Source organism: bacterium, assembly GCA_023150945.1.
GTDB lineage: Bacteria > Zhuqueibacterota > Zhuqueibacteria > Zhuqueibacterales > Zhuqueibacteraceae > Coneutiohabitans.
In genome coordinates this window covers 1-22,230 of the sequence record JAKLJX010000044.1, presented here as the reverse complement: position 1 = coordinate 22,230, position 22,230 = coordinate 1, and the positions used below count along the sequence as shown (strand labels likewise).

General features: G+C 54.4%; 16 protein-coding genes. 14 read left to right on the top strand and 2 right to left on the bottom strand.

Annotated elements, in window-relative coordinates; all coding sequences use genetic code 11:
* The first annotated feature begins 92 nt into the window (after positions 1-92).
* The 8 genes from L6R21_27720 (at position 93) to L6R21_27685 (ending at position 11,354) form a co-directional block, all read left to right on the top strand.
* Complete coding sequence (locus tag L6R21_27720; protein MCK6562998.1) at positions 93-329, top strand: hypothetical protein; 237 nt, start codon at positions 93-95, stop codon at positions 327-329.
* Complete coding sequence (locus L6R21_27715; protein ID MCK6562997.1) at positions 311-2,515, top strand: GH92 family glycosyl hydrolase; 2,205 nt, start codon at positions 311-313, stop codon at positions 2,513-2,515. The genes L6R21_27720 and L6R21_27715 overlap by 19 nt, the downstream gene beginning before the upstream one ends.
* Before the next feature lie 117 nt (positions 2,516-2,632).
* Positions 2,633-3,520: a nucleoside hydrolase gene (locus L6R21_27710; protein MCK6562996.1), complete on the top strand. Its 888-nt coding sequence runs from the start codon at positions 2,633-2,635 to the stop codon at positions 3,518-3,520.
* 79 nt (positions 3,521-3,599) lie between these two features.
* Positions 3,600-4,874 (top strand): ABC transporter substrate-binding protein, encoded by a 1,275-nt coding sequence (locus L6R21_27705; GenBank protein ID MCK6562995.1) that lies wholly within the window; start codon positions 3,600-3,602, stop codon positions 4,872-4,874.
* Between the two features lie 117 nt (positions 4,875-4,991).
* Positions 4,992-6,668, top strand: a complete 1,677-nt coding sequence (locus L6R21_27700) for an endo-1,4-beta-xylanase (protein ID MCK6562994.1) — start codon at positions 4,992-4,994, stop codon at positions 6,666-6,668.
* 98 nt (positions 6,669-6,766) lie between these two features.
* Positions 6,767-8,335, top strand: a complete 1,569-nt coding sequence (locus L6R21_27695) for an endo-1,4-beta-xylanase (GenBank protein ID MCK6562993.1) — start codon at positions 6,767-6,769, stop codon at positions 8,333-8,335.
* A 50-nt stretch (positions 8,336-8,385) separates the two neighbouring features.
* Positions 8,386-10,017 carry an endo-1,4-beta-xylanase gene (locus L6R21_27690; GenBank protein ID MCK6562992.1) on the top strand — a complete coding sequence of 544 codons (1,632 nt, stop codon included), beginning with the start codon at positions 8,386-8,388 and terminating at the stop codon, positions 10,015-10,017.
* A gap of 188 nt (positions 10,018-10,205) precedes the next feature.
* The gene (locus L6R21_27685; GenBank protein ID MCK6562991.1) at positions 10,206-11,354 is read left to right on the top strand and encodes a hypothetical protein; all 1,149 of its coding nucleotides are present in this window, start codon (positions 10,206-10,208) and stop codon (positions 11,352-11,354) included.
* A gap of 178 nt (positions 11,355-11,532) precedes the next feature.
* On the opposite strand, the gene L6R21_27680 is transcribed toward L6R21_27685, so the two are convergent.
* Positions 11,533-11,772: a hypothetical protein gene (locus tag L6R21_27680; protein ID MCK6562990.1), complete on the bottom strand. Its 240-nt coding sequence runs from the start codon at positions 11,770-11,772 to the stop codon at positions 11,533-11,535.
* 48 nt (positions 11,773-11,820) lie between these two features.
* Between L6R21_27680 and L6R21_27675 the strand changes: the two genes are divergently transcribed.
* The 4 genes from L6R21_27675 (at position 11,821) to L6R21_27660 (ending at position 18,363) form a co-directional block, all read left to right on the top strand.
* A complete protein-coding gene (locus L6R21_27675; protein ID MCK6562989.1) occupies positions 11,821-13,845 on the top strand; it encodes a T9SS type A sorting domain-containing protein in 2,025 nt (674 codons plus the stop codon).
* A gap of 1 nt (position 13,846) precedes the next feature.
* Positions 13,847-14,893, top strand: coding sequence for an NAD-dependent epimerase/dehydratase family protein (locus L6R21_27670; GenBank protein ID MCK6562988.1), 1,047 nt, complete (start codon positions 13,847-13,849; stop codon positions 14,891-14,893).
* Positions 14,894-15,088: 195 nt separating this feature from the next.
* On the top strand, positions 15,089-15,529 hold the full coding sequence (locus L6R21_27665) for a hypothetical protein (protein MCK6562987.1): 441 nt from the start codon (positions 15,089-15,091) through the stop codon (positions 15,527-15,529).
* A 113-nt stretch (positions 15,530-15,642) separates the two neighbouring features.
* Positions 15,643-18,363 (top strand): hypothetical protein, encoded by a 2,721-nt coding sequence (locus tag L6R21_27660; protein ID MCK6562986.1) that lies wholly within the window; start codon positions 15,643-15,645, stop codon positions 18,361-18,363.
* A gap of 62 nt (positions 18,364-18,425) precedes the next feature.
* Here L6R21_27660 and L6R21_27655 read toward each other — a convergent pair whose 3' ends face one another.
* Positions 18,426-19,283 carry an AraC family transcriptional regulator gene (locus tag L6R21_27655; GenBank protein MCK6562985.1) on the bottom strand — a complete coding sequence of 286 codons (858 nt, stop codon included), beginning with the start codon at positions 19,281-19,283 and terminating at the stop codon, positions 18,426-18,428.
* Between the two features lie 218 nt (positions 19,284-19,501).
* On the opposite strand from L6R21_27655, the gene L6R21_27650 reads away from it, so the two are divergent.
* Both L6R21_27650 and L6R21_27645 read left to right on the top strand, forming a co-directional pair.
* Positions 19,502-21,736, top strand: a complete 2,235-nt coding sequence (locus tag L6R21_27650; protein ID MCK6562984.1) for a hypothetical protein — start codon at positions 19,502-19,504, stop codon at positions 21,734-21,736.
* Positions 21,729-22,181, top strand: coding sequence for a 4Fe-4S cluster-binding domain-containing protein (locus L6R21_27645; protein ID MCK6562983.1), 453 nt, complete (start codon positions 21,729-21,731; stop codon positions 22,179-22,181). The genes L6R21_27650 and L6R21_27645 overlap by 8 nt, the downstream gene beginning before the upstream one ends.
* The last annotated feature ends 49 nt before the right edge of the window (positions 22,182-22,230 follow it).

The following is a 22,230-nucleotide window of genomic DNA, read 5'->3' as shown; positions in this document are numbered from 1 at the left end:
TTAGACGTTGCAGTCGACCAGCAGACCACAACCAAGTATGTCTGCAGCTCTAACCCAACTAAACCGGACAGCACTGATTTACCATCTTTGGCATGAATGCGATTACCGTCTTTGTCCTCTCCGAGCTGCTGGCGATTTTGTTATGGGTCATCACGTGGAAGGGACTCGATGGTTCAGTCAATAATCTGCATGATTACATTCACGAGCATTTGTTCGCGCCACTTGCCAGCGCGGTGAATGCCTCACTCTTGTTCGCCGTCACATTTGTGTTGGCGATGTATCTTGTGGCGTGGGTAATGTGGAAGAAGCGATGGTTCTTGAAAGTATAAAATCCAGCATGCGCACGTTGTTGTCTTTCACGCTGGCAATCGTTGCTGGCCAATCTTGGGCGCAAGAGGTGGCCGGTTTTGTCAATCCCTTTATCGGCACTGCCGGAGGCGGAAATACTTTCCCCGGCGCCGTGCGAACCTGGGGCATGGTTTCCGTGAGTCCGCATACGGCGCCCGGTTCGCCTTCGGGATACGTGCATGGCGAAAAATATTTTTACGGCTTCGGCCATGTTCATCTCAGCGGCACGGGCTGCGCCGATCTCGGCAGCGTGATTGTCACCGCCTCTCGCGGCGAGGTGAAAACCGATCCGAACGAGTACAAATGTGCCTACAGCGATGAGCGGGCAAGCCCTGGATTTTATCGCGTTACTTTGCCGGAGCCTTCGCTTCAGGCGGAAGTGACCGCAACGGCGCGCTGTGGCATGACGAGAGTCACTGCTCTTCGCGACGGTGAGATCAATATTCTGATCGACGCCGGCCGCAGTTTGAATCTGCTCGGCGGCGGTGCCGTGACGATTCGCTCGGACACAGAAATCGAAGGCTATAATATTTCCGGCGGATTCTGCGGCGAGGCCAATCAGCAGCGAGTTTATTTTGTGGCTCGATTCAGCGAACCCGCTATTGCTCGAGGAATTTGGATCGGTGGGCAGTTGCGCGAAGAAAAAACGGCAGTGGTGCAGGATTCCGCGCTGGGGGCGTGGCTTCGATTTGCGGCAAAAACCGGAGAAATGATCACGGTGAAAGTCGGCATCTCGTATGTGAGCATCGAAAATGCGCGCATGAATTTGGAAGCCGAAATCTCCGGTTGGGATTTTGAACGAATCAAAGCCGCAGCGCTTGCTGCCTGGCAGGAAGAACTCTCGAGAATTCGCGTCACGGGCGGATCGCAGGATGATTTTGTCAAATTCTACACCGCGCTTTACCATACGCTGATTCATCCCAACCTCATCAACGATGTCAACGGCGACTATCCGCTGATGGGGCGCACAGGCACTGGCAAATATCTTGGCCGCGATCGTTACACCGTTTTTTCGTTGTGGGATACCTATCGCACGCTGCATCCGTTGCTCACGCTGGTTTATCCCGAGCGCCAATCCGCCATTGTGCAAACGATGATCGATATGTACAAAGAATCCGGTTGGCTGCCCAAATGGGAATTGGCCGGCAATGAAACCTACATGATGGTCGGCGATCCGGCGGTTCCGGTTATTGCGGATTCTTATGTGAAAGGGATTATCGATTTCGATATCCAAACTGCTTATTCCGCGATGAGAAAGCCCGCTGATCTGACGACGGAAAAATCTGCGCCACCGCTTCGTGCCGGATATCACGAATACTTGCGGTATCATTATATTCCTTTCGAGCAGGACACCACCGACGCCTGGTGGGTGTGGGGGCCGGTTTCAACGACGCTGGAATATTGCTTTGCCGATTGGGCGATCGCGCAGATGGCGGAGTGCTTGGGAAAGAAATCGGATGCTGAAATTTTTCGTGAACGCGCGCAGTTCTATCGCAATTTTTTTGATACGGCCACACATTTCATACGTCCGCGGCTGAAAAATGGAAATTGGTTCGTGCCGTTTGATCCCCTGCAAACCGAAGGCTCCGGCAGTTGGTCGGGTTCCGGCGGCCCGGGTTATGTTGAAGGCAATGCCTGGAACTACACCTGGTTTGTGCCACATGACGTCGAAGGATTGATCGATCTATTCGGTGGCAAAACGGCATTTGTTAATAAACTCCAGAAATGCTTTGACATCGGGCAGTTCACCATCACCAATGAACCTGACGTCGCCTATCCTTATCTCTTCACTTACGTTCCTGGAGAAGAACCTCGCACGCAACGTCTCGTGCGTGAGATCATGGACAAGCAATTCGGTGTTGGCCCAGCCGGGCTTCCCGGCAACGATGATGCCGGCACCATCTCGGCATGGTTCGTCTTTTCCGCGCTCGGTTTCTATCCCGCTTGTCCGGCATCGGAAACGTATCAGCTCGGCATGCCGCTGTTCAAACAGGCAACGATAAGTTTGAGCAGTAAATACTATTCCGGCAAGGAATTCATTGTAGAAACGCGTGACCAGCTTTCAACGAATTTGGTTGAACGTGTGAAATTGAACGGCAGAAGATTGCAACAATATCAAATCAATCATCGGCAAATTGTTGTTGGAGGAAAGCTCGTGTTTGAGTAGTTATTTCTCGGCTTCCCAAGCAATCTGTCATGCTGAAAGCAACTTTTTTCGCACAAGAACTGTGCTTGATAACCAAAAGGATTCCTACGGAATGACATTCAATTGTATGATACTTTGATGATCCAAAAAATTCTTTTGGACACCGACATCGGCACCGACATTGATGACGCCATCTGTCTTGCTTATCTGCTTGCCAATCCTGAATGCGAGTTGCTGGGCATCACCACTGTCACCGGTGAAGCTGAAAAGCGCGCGATGATGGCGAGCGCATTATGCAAAGTCGCGGGCAAAAAGATTCCGATTTTCCCGGGCGCTGAGCAGCCGCTGCTCGTTCCGCAGCAGCAAACACAGGCGCAACAGGCCGTCGCTTTGGCGAAATGGGAACACGACAAGAATTTCCCGCATGCCCAAGCCGTGGAGTTCTTGCGGCAGGCCATCCGCGCTCATCCTGGCGAAATTGTTCTGCTAACCATTGGCCCGCTTACCAACATCGGGCTTCTCTTCGGCGTTGATCCGGAGATTCCCTCGCTGCTGAAAGGCTTGGTGATGATGTGCGGACGCTTTACCAATCGCGTGCAGGGAAATTACGGCCCGTTGGAGTGGAATGCCATATGTGATCCGCATGCCACCGCCATTGTTTATCGCGCCACTGTTCGCCAACACCGCTCCATTGGTTTGGACGTCACCAGTCGCGTGAATATGAGTGCGGATGAATTTCGCGAAAAGTTTCGAGGGTTTGAATTGTTTCGCCCTGTTCTTGATTTTGCGGGAATCTGGTTTCAACAATGGCAGGGCACAACATTTCACGACCCCCTGACCGCCGCAACGATTTTCGATGATCAGATTTGCGCGTTTCACAAGGGTACTGTGGAGGTTGAACTCACCGGTGAAAAATCCAAAGGCATGCTTTTCTGGCAGTCTGGCAACGCGGAGGCAAAGCATGAGATTGCACTCGAAGTGAATAGCACGCGATTCTTCGAACACTTTCTTTCAGTGTTTCATTAAAATGAAAAAAACACAAAAAATTGCATCCGTTGTCCCGCTGTGGGCGGGATTTCTATCCATTGGCGTTTTTGCTTTTTCTTTGAACTGCAGCAGGGACAAAGATCAAACCGAAAACAAAACCATCATCACCTTCTGGCACAGCTTTGTCGCTTCGACGATTCCTTCATTGGAAGAATTGATAAAGAAATTTGAAGCGGAACATCCCGGCATCAAAATCAAAGCCCAGTACGTGCCCACCGGCGATGCGCTCGTGCAAAAGTTGATCACCGCCATTCAAAGCCAAACCGCGCCGGATATTTCGTGGATTCATGCGGACTTTCTCGACAAGCTGGTCGAAGCTCGCGCCGTTTACAGGCTGGAAGAATTCGTCAAGGGCCCGAATGGCTTGACGAATGAAGAGATCAACGACATCTTCGCGCCTCTGCTACAAGCCGCCTCGTGGCGGGACACCCTCTATGCAATGCCGATGGAAGCGACTTCATTGGCGCTGCTGTACAACAAAGAACTTTTTCGCCAAGCCGGCCTCGATCCCAATCATCCGCCGCAAAATTGGGAAGAGCTGCGTGAGTTTGCCCAAAAGCTGACGATTGATAAAAACGGCGACGGCAAATTCGACCAACATGGATTCCTGGTGCCGGTGTTTCCCGCTTCGGGAGATTTGAACATCTGGATGATTCTACAATGGACGCCGTTTCTCTGGCAGGCCGGCGGTTACGAAATCAATCTCGAGCAAACCGCGGTTCTTTTTAACAGCGAGGCCGGCGTGCAAGCGTTGACGTTGTGGAAGAACATGTACGACGAGCTGGGCATGCGCAAGTTTTCGATGGCGCACGATATGGCGTTCGCTTCGCAGCATCTCGCGATGGTGCTGGACGGCCCATGGAATCTGCCGCGCTATCGCGAAATGAAGAACGTCGATTGGGCGGTGGCGCCGCTTCCCGCCGGTCCGGCGAAACGCGCCACGTATCTTGCCGGTGAGCATCTTGCCATTTTCAGACAGAGCCGGCATCCGCAAGCAGCATGGACGTTTGTCAAATGGATTCTGCAGCCCGAGACGCAGGCGATGTTCTCGATGAAATCCGGCTATCTGCCGGTGCGGCGCTCGGTGCGTGAACGCGAGGATTATCAGAATTTTCTTGCCAATGATCCTGCGCTGAAAGCGTTTGTGGATCAAATGGAGTGGGGACAAGCCCGGCGGCCGGTGGATTTTCACCGCCTCGAGATCAATCGCCACTTAGCGGAGGCGATCGAGCAGGCGACGCTGGGAAAGATGGATCCGAAAGCGGCATTGGATGAGGCGGCGGCAAAAGCGAACAGGCTGCTGCAGTCGGCAGCAAAAAAGCAGTTGAATTAAGGGTGTCATTCCGGAGGGATCTTTTTTCATTTCAAGCACTGTGCTCGTGCGAAAAAGTATTCTTTCAGAATGACATATGAAAATGATGCTGTGAAGTCGCAAGAACTTTTGTCCATCATGAAGCTCAATCGCAGAAAGTTTCTCGCACAATCGGCCCTGGGCGCTGCTGGCATGCTGATGGCGCCGAGTGCCATCTTCTCCGCGCCCACTGTTTTAACGGCGCCGCGAACCTCGAAAAACACGGCGGAGGGGGAATTACTCTTTCGTCCATACTTTGTTCAAAATGGCCGCGGCCCGCATCTGCTGGATTGGGCGTATGCCAGTGACGTGAACTGGGATGCTTTTCATTCCAATATCACCTCATCCAACGAAGGCGTGAAAATCTCCGACACCGAGGGCACAAGAAAATTCGGCATCGATGTCCGGTGGAATGTAGAAGGCTTCGGTTACATTTATATCACCGCAGACAACGGCGGCGAATTTTATGAGCTTCCAGCCGCGGGAAAATCCGCCACGCTGAATTTGAATTATGAGCTGGCAAAAAGCCGCGTGCTGCGCAATCGCCGGCGGATGAAGCTGCATGCAATGGAGGAATGGAGACCCTCGCGCGAGCTGGCGGCTTTCGTCAATCTCGCGGAAGAATACTTCGCCGATGCCCAAAAAGCGCAAAGCAATGGCGAGAAATGCGGCGCGCTGGCGCAAAGGGCCTTGTATTTCGCCATGTGGGCCGGCGAGATGATGGAATTGGAAAAGGCGGAGCATGCCATCGCCAAGCGAGGCTATCGCCAGAACTTTTTCATCGGCTGCGATGCGCGCGCCTTTTATCAAATCTCAAAAGACTTGTTCATGGAACGGTTCGCCGAACTGTTCAACTATGCGACCATCACCTACGTGGTCCACGGCGATGCGCACATGCGTCTCTTCGAGCCGGAAGAGGGGAAATTGCGCTTCGCGTACCGCGATTTGCTGTTCAATGAATTGCGCGCGCAAAATATTGCCATTGAAGGCCGGCTGCTGTTTTGGTTTCACAAATGGGTCACGCCGGATTGGCTCAAGAAAAAATCTTTCGACGAGTTACTCAAATACGTCGAGCGCCACACCCGTGAGGTGATCGGCCATTATGGCGACGGCATGTACGGCTGGGAAATCGTCAACGAGCTGCACGATTGGGCGAACGAATGTCAGCTCACCCCGGAACAAACCATCGAGCTGACGAAATTTGCGTGTGAAGTCGCGAAGAGTGTGGCACCGAACGTTCATCGCGTCGTCAACAACTGCTGCCCGTATGCCGAGTACGTCCAGCTCAAGGAATGGTCCGGCCAGCCGGCGAAATATCCACAGCGCACGCCGTGGAAATTCACCAAAGACCTCGTTGATGCCGGCGTGGATTTCACCCTCATCGGCCAGCAGATGTACTTCCCGTATCGCGATCTGCAGGACATCATCATGCTGCTCGAGCGTTATGAAGTTTTCGGCAAACCCGTGCAGATTTCGGAGATTGGCGCTACCAGCGGTCCGAATGAACGCTCGGTGAAATTGGGAGAGTTGGGATTTCCCACTGAGCCTTATGTCTGGCATCGACCGTGGGATGAAGAGCTGCAGGCGGACTGGCTCGCAGACGTGTTTACGCTGGCCTACAGCAAGCCGTTCATCGAAGCCGCGAATTGGTTCGATCTCGTTGACCCGCACTCGTACATCCCCAACGGCGGATTGTTGCGCACGCCGCGAGGAGAGAAGAAGCCGGCTTTTGAGCGTTTGATGAAATTGCAGGACCGATGGAAAGATCTGAAATAGCAAATTTCACCGACGGAGAGAAACAATCCAGCGGAATTTGATTTTCTTATCAGTTGGGTTGTTTCTATCCGGTGGGGCAATTTTCAACTGGAGACAAAATGCCAAAATCAGCATCACAAGGTGAATTGATCTTCCGTCCTCATTTCGTGCAGAAGGGAGTGGGCCCGCATTTGCTGGATTGGGCCTATGCCAGCGATGAGAATTGGGATGCGTTTCATTCCAACATCACCGCCGCAAAGGACGGCGTCAAAATTTCCGACACCGAAGGCAAAAAGAAATTCGGCATCGACGTGCGCTGGAATGTCGAAGGGTTCGGCTACATTTATATTACCGCGGATAACGGTGGGGAGTTTTGCGAATTGCCGGCCTACGGGCAGTCGCGAACTCTGAATTTGAACTACGAGCTGGCAAAGAGCCGGGTGGTTCGCAATCGAAAACGCTTCAAATTGCATGACAAGAACGGATGGAAACCTTCACATGAATTGTCGGCGTTCATGAATCTTTCCGAGGAATACTTCGCCGACGCGACCAAAGCGCAGGCCGACGGTGAGAAGTGCGGCCGATTGGCGCAGCAGGCGCTGTACTATGCGATGTGGGCAAGCGAAAAAATCGAGCTGGAGCGGGCGCAGTTCGATATTCAGAACGCCGGCCGGCGGACGGATTTCTTCATTGGCTGCGATGCGCGCGGATTTTTTCAGATGGATCCCGAATTGTTTCTGTCGCTCTTCTCTGAGCTTTTCAACTATGCCACGATCACGCATTATCTCGTCAGCGGCGTTTATCAAGACTTCGAACCGGAGGAAGGCAGAAAGCAATTTGACCTCCGCACCGCGCTGTTCAAAGAGCTGCGCCGCCGCAATATTACCGTTGAAGGCCGGCCGCTCTTTTGGTTTTACAAAACGACGACGCCGGATTGGCTCAGAAAAAAATCTTACGACGAACTGTTGAAATACGTCGAGAAACACGCACGCGAAGTGGTCGGCCATTATGGCGATGAAATGTATGCGTGGGAAGTCGTGAACGAAATCCATGATTGGGCCAATGAGCTGCAATTGACTCCCGAGCAGTTGATCAACGTCACCAAGCTGGCTTGCGAAGTGGCGCGTGACACCAATCCCAAAGTGCATCGCCTGATTAACAACTGCTGTCCGTTTGCCGAGTACGTGCAGCTCAAAAAATGGACGGATTTGGAAGCGAAATACCCGCAGCGCACGCCGCATCAATTCGTCAGGCAATTGGCCGAAGCCGGCGTGGATTTCAACATCACCGGTATTCAGATGTATTTTCCCTATCGTGACTTGTCCGACACCATTCTCTTGATCGAACGCTTCAAAGATATCGGCAGGCCGATTCAGCTCACCGAAGTCGGCGCCTCGTCGGGACCGAGTGAACAATCCATTCAATCCGGCACGCTCAGTTTTCCAACCGAGCCTTACATCTGGCACCGGCACTGGGATGAAGAATTGCAGGCCGATTGGCTCGAGGGATTGTACACCCTCGCCTACAGCAAACCGTATATCGAAGCGGTGAATTGGTACGATTTCGTCGATCCGCATTCGTGGATCAAAAACGGCGGCTTGCTGCGCTCGCCAAAAGGAGAGAAGAAGGCGGTGTTTGATCGTTTGAAAAAACTACAGCAGCAGTGGAAAATTCTCCCCATGAAGTGAGGCGACACGTCTGCGCCAGATACGGCGGTGATCTTAAGCTCGAGAATCCAATGCTGAATTCATTTTCGCGGCGGCAATTTTTGAAGACCGGCACCATGGGCGCGGCGGCGCTCGCGGTATCTCCCTTCGTCTCTCAGTGGCCAACAGCAATACCACGGATCGGCGAGGAGTTGATTTTCCGCCCGTATCCGCCTCCACGCATGCCGGAAATGACGCTGGCTTATGTGACGGACGAAAACGAAGATCCTTTTAAGTCCGGAATTCAGGTCAAACAAGAAGGCATCGTGGTGACGCCGGATTTGGCGGATCGCAAATTTGCGGTGAATACCCGTTGGTTCGTGGATGGATTCGGTTATGTCTGGCTGGCCGCGGATAACGGCGGCAACTATTATACGCGTGAAGATTTCCGCAAAGGAAATACGCTCAACCTGAACCTGGAATTTGCACGCAGCCGGGTGGCGCGCAATCGCAGGGTGATGGCGCGCTATCAAAAGGAGCAAACGAGCTTTTCGAGGGAAGTCGGGCATAGCGTCGCGCTGTCGGAGGAATTGCTGCATGACGCCACCACGAAATCAAGCAGCGGCGAGGCCGCCGCGCGTCTCGCTGATTTCGCCTTGAAACATGCACTCTGGGCGGGCGAGAAAATCGAATTGGAGAAGGCCCAGGACGAGATTCGCCGCCATCCGCGCCATGATGCAGTCCATTTCGGGTGTGAAACCCGGCAGTATGTGTGGGCAAAGCATGAAGAGTTCACCAAAAGATTCGTCGAGCTGTTCAATTGCGCCACGGTGACCCATTACGTTTGGGATACCTGGTACGAATTGTTCGAGCCGCGCGAGGGCCAATACAACTGGGGCATAAAAGACAACATCGTCAACTGGCTTGCGGAAAACGGCATCCGCATCGAAGGCCGGCCCCTGTTTTGGTTTCACCCGGTGGTGACGCCCGACTGGCTCAAAAACAAAACTCTTGACGAACTAAAAAAGTATGTTGAAAAGCACACCCATGATCTCGTGAGCCATTACGGCGACAAAGTGGCGGAGTGGGAGGTCGTCAACGAGTATCACGACTGGGCGAACATTCACAATCATACGCCGGAGCAAATCACCGAGATTGTCCGGCTCGCCTGTGACCAGACAAAAGCAACGAATCCAAACGTCGTGCGCATCATCAACAATTGCTGTCCCTTTGCCGATTACGTTGCGCGCGGACGGATGGCGCGCATGGAGGCGACCCGGCCGCTGCGCTCGCCGCGCCAGTTCATCAAGGATCTAATCGACGCCGATGTCGATTTTGATGTGCTCGGCATTCAGATTTATTTTCCGCAGCGCGATCTGTCCGACATCGTTCGCCTGCTCGAGCGCCTGGCAACATTCGGCAAGCCGATCTACCTCACCGAAATCGGCGCCAGTTCGAACCTCAACCAGATCAGCGCCGGCGGCGAGTGGAAGGAACCCTACGCGTGGCACCGCCACTGGGATGAGGAACTGCAGGCGGACTGGCTGGAGCAGGTTTATACAATTTATTACAGCAAGCCCTACATCAAGACAATCAACTGGTACGATTTTTCAGACTTCCGGCCTTTTATTCTGAACGGCGGTTTGGTGCGCGAAGATTGCAGCACCAAGCCTTCGTTTGATCGGATGAGGAAGCTGCTGGCATCCTGGGACCGTTTACCTTGAACGGAATGTCACAGATGACCCAACATGAAAAACCGCACGCAGAGTCGCCATGGCGCAAAGCACTCGTAAGGAAGTTTTCAACAGATTGGCTTTGTGGAGTCTCTGCGTTCTCGCGCCTTTGCGTGAGCCAGGAGCTTTCGTATTGTGACTTTCGCGGCGAAGAATAATTGCATCGAGGAGCTGACCTTATGACTTCCAAAGAAAGATTGATGACCGCCTTTCGCCGCCAAAAACCGGATCACGTGCCGGTGTGTCCGGACATCTCGGTGATGGTGCCCTCGAAATTGACCGGCAGGCCGTTCTACGAGCTTTTTCTCGACGGCCGCGAGCACAACGGCTGGACGTCCGCAACGTATTCGGAGGCTTACGTCGAGGCGGTGAAATACTTCGGCATGGATGGCTGGTACATTTACGGCGGCTTGAAAGAAATTCGGCCGCCCGACGCACCTGAGTTTGTTGATCATGTCCTGGAAGTGCCGGAAGGAAAGCTGGTCAAACGCGTTTGCACAACCCCGCTGGGTGAACTGTCGGAGGATGAACTGTATTTTGCCGAAGACCCGCCGTGGCGCGAGGCGAAGCCCATCAAAGATTTGAAAAAGGATTTCGCGCGCATGAAGCTGTGGCTGGGCAGCGGCGGATGGCAATGGGAAAAAGAGTTCAAAGACTACCATCGCATCGGCAATCACGGAGTGTATGTTGCCATGGTGCCGGTGTTTCAGGACTGGTGGTTTCATTATCGCAACGGCGGCTTTGAGCAATGCTATCAGGATTTCGCCGAAGAGGAAAAATTCATGGACGAAGTCCACGAGTATTGGATGGCATGGGCGCTGGCTTACCTGCGCGCCAATGTGGCGGCCAAGCCGGATGAAATCATGCTCGGCGGCTCGAGCGCCAGTCTCAGCGTCAGCTCGCCGAAGCTATTCCGCAAGTACGAATTGCCTTTCATCCAGCAAGCCGCCAGAATTTGCCGGGCAGCCGGCGTGATTTCGCATCTGCACATCTGCGGGCGCTCGTGGAAGCTGGTGCAAATCGTTGCCGAAGAAACCGAGGTTGACGTGATGGAGCCGATGGAAGAGCCGCCGGGCGGCGACGTGGATTTGGCCGAAGCAAAACGCCGCGTTGGCAACAAGCTGTGCATTAAAGGCAACATCAACACGTTTGATTTCATGTTGAATGCCACGCCGGCACAAGTCGAGGAGAAATGCAAGCGCTGTATTGATGCCGCGGCGGCCGGCGGCGGTTATGTGCTCTCCACTGGCGATCAATGCGGCCGCGACACACCGCCGGCGAATCTTTTCAAGATGGTGGAAGTGGCGAAGACGTATGGCAGGTATTGATTCAAAAGTTTACGTGAACGACGGATAAAGGCTGCCAAAGGACTCGAGTAAATTGCATCTGCTGGCAAAATCTTTGAAAGCGTCTATCATGAGATTTTTTTTCTTGCCTGCGCTGCTGCTCCCCGCGCCGCTTTCGGCGCTGACGATCAAGCTGCACAAACAAAACGCCGTCGTCTGGTCACAAACACAATTGATCACCGGCGAGGTCGATACCGTGGTGGCTTCGGCCGGCTGGCTTATGGTGAATGGCAAAGCTTTGCCCTTTCAATTTCAGAATCAATCCAAACAATTTTCCGTGCAGGCCATTCTGGAAGAAGGCGTTAACATTCTCGTTGCCCGCGTTGACAGCAGCGGTGTGCCGATTTATTCCGACACGCTGCGTTTGACGCTCGGCTACAAACTCCGGCCGGAAGTCCATGCTTACGCGACTGTAGCCAATCGCGCGGTCACCCTGCACGCCGTGGTGTTGGAAAATCCTCGCGACGCCGCGCTGTCTTTCTTCTGGCGTCCAGATGCAAATAATCCAGCGCCAATCGACGTGGCAAATCCAACTGACACGGTTGCGTCTTTTCTTCTTCCCGCAAGCGCGCCGTTGGGAGAATACTATTTTGATCTCAACGTTTACACCGCCAACGGCGATACCACCAAGACACGTACCTTGGTTGCGGCAACTGCTGAAGACATTCTGCCTTTCAACATCAAAACCGATCATGCCGCCTGGATCGACCGTGCGATTATTTATGAGATTACCCCGTACAACTTCGTTGCTGAAGGCAAGTTCAATCACGTGACGCAAAAAATCCCGGAGTTGGCCGCGTTGGGCATCAATGCCCTATGGCTGCAGCCGGTTTATCGAACGCGAAACCGCGGGCAGGGCTACGACGTGACCGATTACTTTGCCATGCGGAATGATCTCGGCTCCGAAGCGGATTTGCGCACCCTGATTGCGACGGCGCACGCGTACGGGTTGAGGGTGCTTTTTGACTTTGTTCCCAATCATACTTCGATCTATCACCCTTATGCACTGGAGGCGATTCGTCATGGGCCGAATTCGTATTATTACGATTTCTATCAACGCAGCCGCGACACTGCGCCTTACGCCATGCATTACAATTCTCGGCAGCAGGGGTTGATGCAATTCATTTACTATTTCTGGGATGAGCTGGTCAATTTAGACTACGATAATCCCGAAGTGCAGCGGATGATGATCGAAGCCGGCAAATACTGGATTGAACAATTCGACATCGACGGCTATCGTATCGATGCGGTTTGGGGCGTAAATGCGCGCCGGCCGGATTTCATGCAGCAATGGCGATTGGCACTCAAGCGCTTGAAGCCTGAGGTTCTGCTTCTGGGCGAAGATAAGGCGACATGGCCAATGGTTTTCGACGAGCGTTTCGATGCGGCCTATGATTGGGCGCCGGAGCAGCCGTGGGTCTCGCAGTGGGTGTGGCAGACTTCTTACAGCACGAGTTCCAATCCGACGATCTTCAACAATAGCAATCAAAACACTCGCGCCGCTTTATTGCGCGCCGCGCTGACCAACAATGGCAACGGCTATGCTTCTCGCGCCAAGATTCTGCGCTTCATGGAGAATAACGACACATTTCGGTTTCTGCCGACACACGATCTCAACCGGACGAAAATGGTGGCAGCGCTGATGTTTTCCTTGCATGGCATTCCCCTGCTTTACAACGGCCAGGAAATCGGCTTCGCCACGCATCCCTATCAGACCTACGCGATTTTCAATTCCGGACAGGCCATCAGATCACTCGACAAGAACGGCCTGTTTCCTTATTACCAAAAGTTGGCGCAACTTCGAAAGGATTTTCCGGCGCTCCACAGCGACAACTTTCAGGAAATCGCCGTTACACCAAGCAATTCGGTTTATGCCTTTCGCCGGTGGGAGGATGAGCAAAACATTTTCGCCATCATTAACATGGGAAACGCCGCGACGTCTGCCACGGTGAAAATTCCCGTGGCGCAATTAGCTCTCGATTCGGCGAAAACTTATTATCTTGCGGATTTGCTGGGCTCCGCATTCATCTCCGGCACGCCGGTATTTCTAAGCGCAGCAAGTATTTCGCTTCCGGCCTACACGACGCGAATGTTCATTTTGTCGGATACGCTGAGGGCTACTTCGATAGAATCTCCAGTGGCGTCAATCTTGCCGAATGAATTCAAGCTTGCGCAAAACTATCCCAATCCGTTTTGGAGCGAACCAACATCCCGGTCTGTCGCAGACGCCGCGCCACGCGGTGTGGGAAACCCAACCACGACGATCGAATTTGATTTGCCGCGCAGCGGCTGGGCAAGTCTGCGAGTCTACGATTTACTTGGAAGAAAAGTCGTTACGTTGTTTGAGGGTGAAAAGCAGGTTGGCCATCACAAAATCATTTTTGATGGCAAAGGAATGCCCAGCGGCATCTATTTCTACCGCTTGCAGTTTGGCGAAAATTCTTTGATTAGGAAAATGATGCTGGCAAAGTAATATGAATATTCTTATCACCGGCGGCACCGGTTTTATCAGCACCCGTTTGACGCAGCAACTGCTCGATGCCGGGCATCACGTGACGGTATTCACGCGCGGGATATCCACAAGCCTGCTCACGAGGACAGCGCAGTTACAGCACATCCGTGGCGACCGCAGAAACGAAGCCGATCTCGCGGCGCTGCCGTGCCGGACTTGGGACGTCGTGTATGACATGGTCGCGTACGAGCCGGAAGAATCACAACTGGCAGTGAAAGTGTTTCGCGGCAAAGTCGGGCGGTTCATTCATTGCAGCACGATTTCGGTTTACATGGTATCGAATGAGCTGCAATGCCCGATCACCGAAGATCAAGACCAGGCGCCGGTGATGGAATTCTGGCCGCGCAATCCGTTCGGCATGGATTACGGAATCAAGAAACGCCAATGCGAAGAAATCTTGTGGAAGGCCCATGATGAAAAGCGCTTTCCGGTGACGGTGTTGCGGCCGACGTTTGTCAGCGGGCCCAATGATCCGGCCAAACGCGATTTCTTCTGGATCGAGCGCATTCTGGACGGCAAACCGCTGTTGATTCCGGGGAGCGGCGATTTCGCCTTTCAGCAAGTCTATGTCGAAGATGTGGCACGCGCGTTTGCCAATCTCCTCGACTTTCCGCAATCGCGGGGGAGGGCCTTCAACGTCGCAGCAGAGGAGGTTTTCTCACTCAACGAATATTTGCATGCGCTGGGCCGTCTGCTTGCTTGCAAGCCAGAGTTGGTGCACGTGGATCAAAATGTCTTTGACCGGCACTCGCTCAGCCGCCATCCCGCCGGCGATGTGTTTCCCTTCAATACGCGGCGTACCGCGATTTTCAGTGTGGAGCGAATCAGGGCGGAAACAAACTATCGGACTACACCTTTCAAGGAATGGATGCCCGTAACGATTTCCTGGTTTACCAAGAACTTTCGCGGCCACTCGATCGGCTACGAGCGCCGGGAAGAAGAAGTAGCCGCAGCGCAGTGCGGCGGACTGGGTGAAACGAGTCTCAGTCGAGCCGGCCGGGCTGCGTAACCAATCAAGGGTGCGCCCATGCCCGTTTTCAAATGCGGAAGAAAGCTCGCGCCTTCGTGGTGTGAAATGGAGTACTGCGAAATCGTAAGATTAAACGAGGGCGCTGCGCATGCTTTTGCTCGAGTTTCCCCAAAAGAGAAGCTCTTCGTTTGCGAAGGGCATTGTCGCATCACAGTCGGGAGACGCACGAGCATCATGCAAGCAAGCGACGTCGTTGAGCTCAGCACGACAGTGGATCGGTTTGAAGCAAAAGAGGTTTTCTCGCCAACCGTGTTGGTGCGCGTCTGCGGCCATTGGGGCGAGGAAACCGGCGGCTGCGGCGTGTTCACGCTTGCCAACAGCGATCATCCTCAAAACGCCGGTGATCCCACGGATTACTCCCGCACGACGGATTTCGATAATCATTATCATGATTGTGATGAATACTGGATTATCCATGAAGGCGAAGGCCTGGCCGTTTCCGAAGGCACGTTCTACGCAATCGGCCCGGGCGATTGCGTGGCCACGGCATGCGGGGATCATCATGACTTTCCGCAAGTGTTTGCCACCATCAAAGGCGTGTATTTTGAAACCACATTGAATGGGCAAAAGCGATTGGGTCATTTGTGGCTGAACCCAAACCGTCGCACGGGATGAACTCCAGTCAGGCCGAGTGGCCAGTGGGAGTGATGATGACAGAACCTGCTTTCACTGTGATTTTTGGTTTGATTTGCAGGCTGGCAGTCTGTGGCACTCTTATGGTTTCGCCGATGGCTTCCGCACAAATCCTCTCGCTCGACGGCGAATGGCAGTTTGCCGTCGACAGCAGCGCCGCGTTCGGCATCGACAATGTGCGCGAACACGCGAGCTGGCGCACGGCGAAAGTTCCGCTTTCATGGCAGGCGCAGTTTGCCGATCTGCGCGACTATCAAGGCGTGGCATGGTATCGCAGGACATTTACGCTTCCCAAACTCAAAGCCGACGAAACGGTGCTGCTCGAGTTTGGCGCCGTGGATTATGTTGCCGAGGTTTTCGTGAACGGCCGGCGTGTAGGCAGACACGAAGGCGGCTACACGCCGTTTGCTTGCGAGATTCGGCAAGCGGTGAACCCTGGTGAGAATGAAGTCATTGTACGCGTGCTGGATCCAGAACCGACAGAAACCGGCACCGAAGGCATCAGCTACTGGCACATTCCGCATGGCAAGCAGAATTGGTATGTGCAGACCAGCGGCTTGTGGCAAAGCGTGCACCTGGCCATCAAACCCGCACGGCACTTCACGAAGATTCACATTACGCCGACAGTAGCCGGAAAAATCTCCGTCGACGTGGATCTTAGCCGGGGAGAAAACACGAGCGCAACGGAACAACTTTCGTTGCGCGTCTTTGATCCACAAAAGCATGAAGTCCTGCAAATTTCCAAGCTGATTTCGTCGTCGCAGCAGAAAGCGCGGCTCGAAGGCCTCGTTCCCCAGCCGCAGCTTTGGAGCCTTGACTCGCCGCAGCTCTATGAAGCGGAATTGCTGCTTGGAAAGCATGACCAAATCATCGAGCGCTTCGGCTTCCGCGCAATCGAAGCTAGAGACAAGCTGCTTTATCTCAACGGCGAGCCGTTTTATCTCATGGCCGCGCTCGATCAGGATTTCTATCCCGAGACGATTTACACTACGCCTTCGGAAGAATACCTGCGCGACGAAATGTTGAAGGCGAAGCGCCTCGGCTTGAATATGCTGCGCTGCCATATTAAGGTTCCCGATCCGCGCTATTTGAAAGTCGCCGATGAAATCGGCCTGCTCGTGTGGTATGAAATCCCGAATTGGGACGTGTTCACCTCCGCAGCCGCGCGCCGAGGTGAAGAAACGTTGGAAGCCATGCTCGACCGCGATTGGAATCATCCCTCGCTTGTGATCATCAGTCTCAGCAATGAGAGCTGGGGAGTGGATTTGAAACAACCTGAACAACGGCAATGGCTGCTCTCGGCTTTTGATCGCGCGAAGCAACGGGCGACCGGCAGGCTCATCGTGGACAATAGCGCGTGCTGGGGCAACTTTCACATGAAGACCGACCTCAACGATTATCATACGTATTGGGCGATCCCGGAAAACCGCCACCGCTTCGATCAAACCATCAGCGACTTTGCCCAACGTCCCAAGTGGTTGTTCAGCGAGTTTGGCGATGCGCAGGAAACCGGCAAGGAGCCCTTGTTGCTTTCCGAGTTCGGCAATTGGGGCTTGCCCAAGCTGCCGGAAGAGATGCCGTGGTGGTTTGCGCGCGATTTCGGCGGCCGGCAAGTGACGTTACCCCAAGGCGTGCAACAACGCTTCAAAGATTTTCAGTATGATGAGATTTTCGAGAGCTACAATCAACTTGCGGAAGAGAGCCAGCGCGCGCAGTTCCTGGCGTTGAAATATGAAATCGAGCAGATTCGGCTGAAGCCAGAAATACAAGGTTACGTCATCACCGAGTTCACGGACATCAACTGGGAGTGTAACGGTTTGCTCGATATGTGGCGCAATGTGAAAATTTACGCCGACGATCTGGCCAACATTCAGCAGCAGGACGTGATCATTCCCCGACCGGTGAAATACAATTATTGGGATGATGAAACCGTGGAGATCGAGCTTTGGCTCTCGCATTACAGCGCGGTGGAAGTCGCGCCGGCCAAGTTGCGTTGGCAGGCTTCTTTCGGTGCGACCGGCGAGCTGGCGATTCCGCCAATCGCGCGCACGGAAGTCAAAAGCATTGCGTCGCTGCGCCTGGCCTTGCCCGAAGTGACTTCCCCCCAGCGCGTGCGCCTGCAATTTCAGCTCACCACTCCCGCCGGCGGTGAGCTGCTCGCGCAAAATGCGGTGGAAGTTTTGGTCTATCCCCGCCTCGCTGCGCCCGCCGCGATTCGCCTTCATGATCCCGACAAAACTCTCGGCGCGTTTGCCCAGGCTGCGCATGCCGCTGGTTTTCTTCCGAAAGAATCCTCTGCGCAGAGTGCCGCGCTGGTGACCAATGTGCTTGATGACGAGCTTCTGCAAAGGCTGCGAAAGGGCGAAAGCGCCATTTGTTTGATTGACAGCACCACCAAGCTGCCGGCGGCTTTTCCATTTGTGCTGACCAGCCGCGCGGCGGAATGGTACGACGGCAATTGGGCTTCGAATCTCAACTGGCTGCGCAACAACCGGCCGCCGTTTCGCGATCTTGGTGTGGGAAGGTTCCTGGAGTTTGAAGCCGAGCACGTGGCACCGCGCACGGTGATCACCGGCCTGGCGGCGGCGAACTTTTCCGATGTTCTTGCCGGGATGTATGTCGGCTGGCTGCATTTGAACTCGGCCAGCGTGCTGCAAATGAAAGTCGGCCAGGGGAAGCTGCTCTTGTGCACCTTGCGTCTCGCCGACGCCCTCGGCCACGATCCTTTCGCTGCGTTGTTGCTCAATGCGTTGGTGAAATACTCACTCAGCCCGCACTGCGCGCCCACCACTGCGCCGGCTCGAATGGATGATTAGCGAACCGGCGGTCTGACCCAGCCGGCATTCGCCCACGCATGCCTGTGCGCCGGCGGCTTGTGTTACGGAATTGCTGATCTCTTGTGCTGCACACGAAATTGCCTGGGAGAGACGCTGAAACGCTTTTTGAAAACGTGATAGAAATGGCTGAGATTTCCGAAACCCACCTCCATCGCAATGAAGGCGATGGTTTCATCCGTGCTTGCCAATAGATTCGCTGCGTAATTCAACCGCAATTCGGTGATGAACTGCGTCGGGGTCGTGCCGAACTGAGCCTTGAACACGCGGCTGAGGTGTTCCGGGCTGCGGCGCGCGAGCTTCTGCATCACGCCCAATCCCGGCGCGAAATTTTCCTTCTTGTGCATCTCGTGCAACAGCCAGTCCAGCCAGTCCGGAATCGACTTTTTCGCCCGCGCCCGTTGGCGCGAAAAATAGCGGGAGAAAAAATCCACGAGTAAAATGCGAAGCTGCGTGCGCATCTCCGGTTTGTGGGTTGGCGGAATCGTATGAAGCTGCTCGAGCTTTGCTTTCACCAACGTGGTTTCTGATTTGGGAAGAATAACGCTCGGCGGCAGTGTCGGTGCAAGCAGCCGGTTTGGGCGAAAGCCTTTCCCCAAATAGTCGAACAACTCGCGCACCGTCTGCCGCGGAAAGGCGAGATTGATCAGCTCGCAATCGCGGCCCGCGATTTTTTCGTAGCAGTGCACGTCATCCGGTCGCATGAAGACGAGCGCCCCTTCGGTGAGCGTCTGCCGTCTGCCGTTGATCCGATGCGTGACGGCGCCGTGGGTAATCAAGAACAGCTCGAAGAAGTCGTGGCAATGCACGAACGTGATGTGTTTCAGGCTTTTGTGAAAAGCATAATGGGTTTCGGTCTCGGGATCGATCAAACCCTTCGCTGTCATTCGCAGAATGCTCATCGTCTGCCTGCCTTTGGGGGATGGAACATCAATAGAACACAACAAATGGTCAAGCCGGAACAAGATTTTCAGTGGAGAGCTGCTAGCTTTTAGGGAATGCCTGCCGGGCCGGCCGGATGCGTCCTGCCGGCCGCCGGTCAGCGATGCTGCAGGCGTATTGAATAACATGAACACCCTCTACTTGGTCCGGCTGGACCACATCCGAGCGGAGTCCACTCATGTCGCCGAACGATCGACTCAGCCGCGAGCTGACATTCACCGCGACCTACCGCGCCTATCAACACGAGCATCCGGCGCTGCGCGAGGCCATGTGCCTGCGCGCGCAATTTCCGGCAACACTGGCCGAGATCGAAGAGCACGATCGGTTTGCCGGCCGCCTTGCCCACGCCTTGGTTGGCGTCAGTCCGGATGAATGGGGACCGACGGCGTTCGGTTATTATTGCCAAAGTAAAGAGATCGAGCAAGAACTGCAAGCCCACGAGCGCGATGCCGCCCAGCGCCGGGCGATAGCGGATATGCTTGCATTCTGGCAGGGCGAAGATACTTCGAGCAAATTGCGCGCTGCCTTTCCCAGCCACATGGCCCGCCATCTGCCTTCCGACAATTGGATGGCCGATTCCGGCATTGCCTTTCCGCTTTATCGCATGACTGGCGGCACCATCGATTTTGGCAAGCTCATGGCTCTTGGTGTGCCCGGCCTGTTTGAGGAAGTGGAACGGCAGCGAAATTCTGCGGCTGCGAATGGCGGAGATGTAAGGCTATATGATGGCATGAAAATCGCGCTCGAAGTCTTTGTTGAAGTCTGCAAGCATTACGCTGCACAAGCGCGGACGCTTGCTGCAACCCGGCCGGCCCGACTGGAGTTGCTGGGAATCGCCCAATCCCTCGACTCCATCGCGCAATCAAAGCCGCAAACATTGCGGGAAGCCAGGCAGTTGTTCTGGCTGTATGCGCTCGTGGCGGACGTGCGCAACTATGGCCGCATGGATGTCTATTTGGGCGACTTCTACGCGCGTGACCTCGACCGTGGTGTGCTCACGGAAGACGAGGCGCTGGCGCTCATGCAAGCGTTGTGGCGGTTGATGGCGGCGCGCAACACGCGCGTGCACGGCCGCGTGATCATCGGCGGCAAAGGCCGGCCCCACGAAGCCAATGCCGACCGCTTTGCGCTGCTGGCCATGGAAGCCACACGCACGGTTCACGCCATCGAGCCACAGCTTTCTTTGCGGTTTTATCGCGGCATGAATCCCGCGTTGATGGAAAAGGCGCTCACCGTAATCGGTGAGGGCAGAACGTTTCCGATGCTCTATAACGACGACGTGAATGTGCCGGCCGTAATGAAGGCGTTTTGCCTCGAACATGCGGAGGCCGAACAATACGTTCCCTATGGCTGCGGCGAATACATCATCGAGCACAGAAGTTTCGGCACGCCCAGCGGCGTCATCAATTTGCTCAAAGCGCTGGAAGTGACGCTGCACAACGGCGTCGACCCGCTCACGGGAAAGAGGATGGGGCTGGCTCTGGGTGCTTTCAAAGACTTTAAATCCTTCGATGAACTGTGGCGAGCGTATCAAAAGCAAGTCGAGTTCTTTGTGGAATTGATGGCGGACCACGAAGCGCTGGAATACAAGATTGCCGGCGAGGCCGCGCCGTTCTTGTACATGAGTATGCTTTATGATGATTGTCTCTCGCGCGGCAAGGGTGTCTTCTCCGGCGGCATCAAGTATCTCGGCGGCACGCTGGAGACTTACGGCAACACCAACACGGCGGACAGCCTAACGGCGATCAAGGAACTGGTTTACGACAAAAAGGTGCTGTCGCCGGAGCAAGTGCTCGCCGCGCTCGACGCCAACTTTGAAGGCTTTGCGCAGCAGCGGCGGCTCTTGCTGAATGCACCCAAGTATGGCAATGATGACGAGCGCGCCGATGGCATGCTGTTGCAGGTTCATGATCACGTGTGCAACTTCGTGCGTCGCCAGGCTGATCGAGTCGGTTTGCACTCTTATCTCGTTGTCGTCATCAACAACAGCGCGAACACGTTGATGGGCCACCAGACCGCGGCCTCTGCGGATGGCCGGCTTGCCGGCGAGCCGATGGCCAACGGCAATGCGCCCTCCGGCGGCAGTGATCGCAAGGGCGCAACCGCGTTTCTCAATTCCATTGTCAAGCCGCGCCCTTCTATTCATGCGGGCGCGGTGCAGAACATGAAATTCAGCCGTGAGTTGTTTGCGAACGGCCGAACAAAGCTGCGCGCCTTGCTCGATACGTATTTTGCAAAAGGCGGCGCGCAAGCCATGATCACTGTGGTCAATCGCAAGGAGTTGGAGGCCGCACTGCTCGAGCCGGAAAAGTATCAACATCTCTTCGTGCGTGTGGGCGGCTTCAGCGCGCGTTTTGTGGAGCTTGCGCGCGACGTGCAATTGGAGATTTTGAGTCGCACATTGTATGCCTAACCCAGGCGGCCCGACGGGAGGCGATTCCCAGAGCGGCGACCTGGGTTACGTCTTGTCAAACATGAACGGCATCGTCTTCGACATCCAACGCTGCGCGCTGCACGACGGCCCAGGGCTTCGCACCACGGTCTTTCTCAAAGGCTGTCCTTTGCGCTGCCTGTGGTGCCACAACCCCGAGTCGCAGTCATTCAAGCCGGAGCTTTCTTTTCGCCGGGACAAATGCGAGGATTGTCTCTCCTGCGTTGCCGTTTGCCCAACCGGCGCGCAGTATCAAATCGAGGGTAAACATCGACTCGATCATTCGTTGTGCGAGGTTCATGAACAATGCGTGAAAGCGTGCGCCTATGAAGCACTGCAAATCATCGGCAAAGTGATGAGCGTCGAGGAGATTATCGAGGAAGTGATGAAGGATAAGGATTTGTTAAAAAATAAGCTTTACAATTAAATATTTTGTGTTATCTTGTAGACATGCACAATTTAAAGGCCTACAAAAA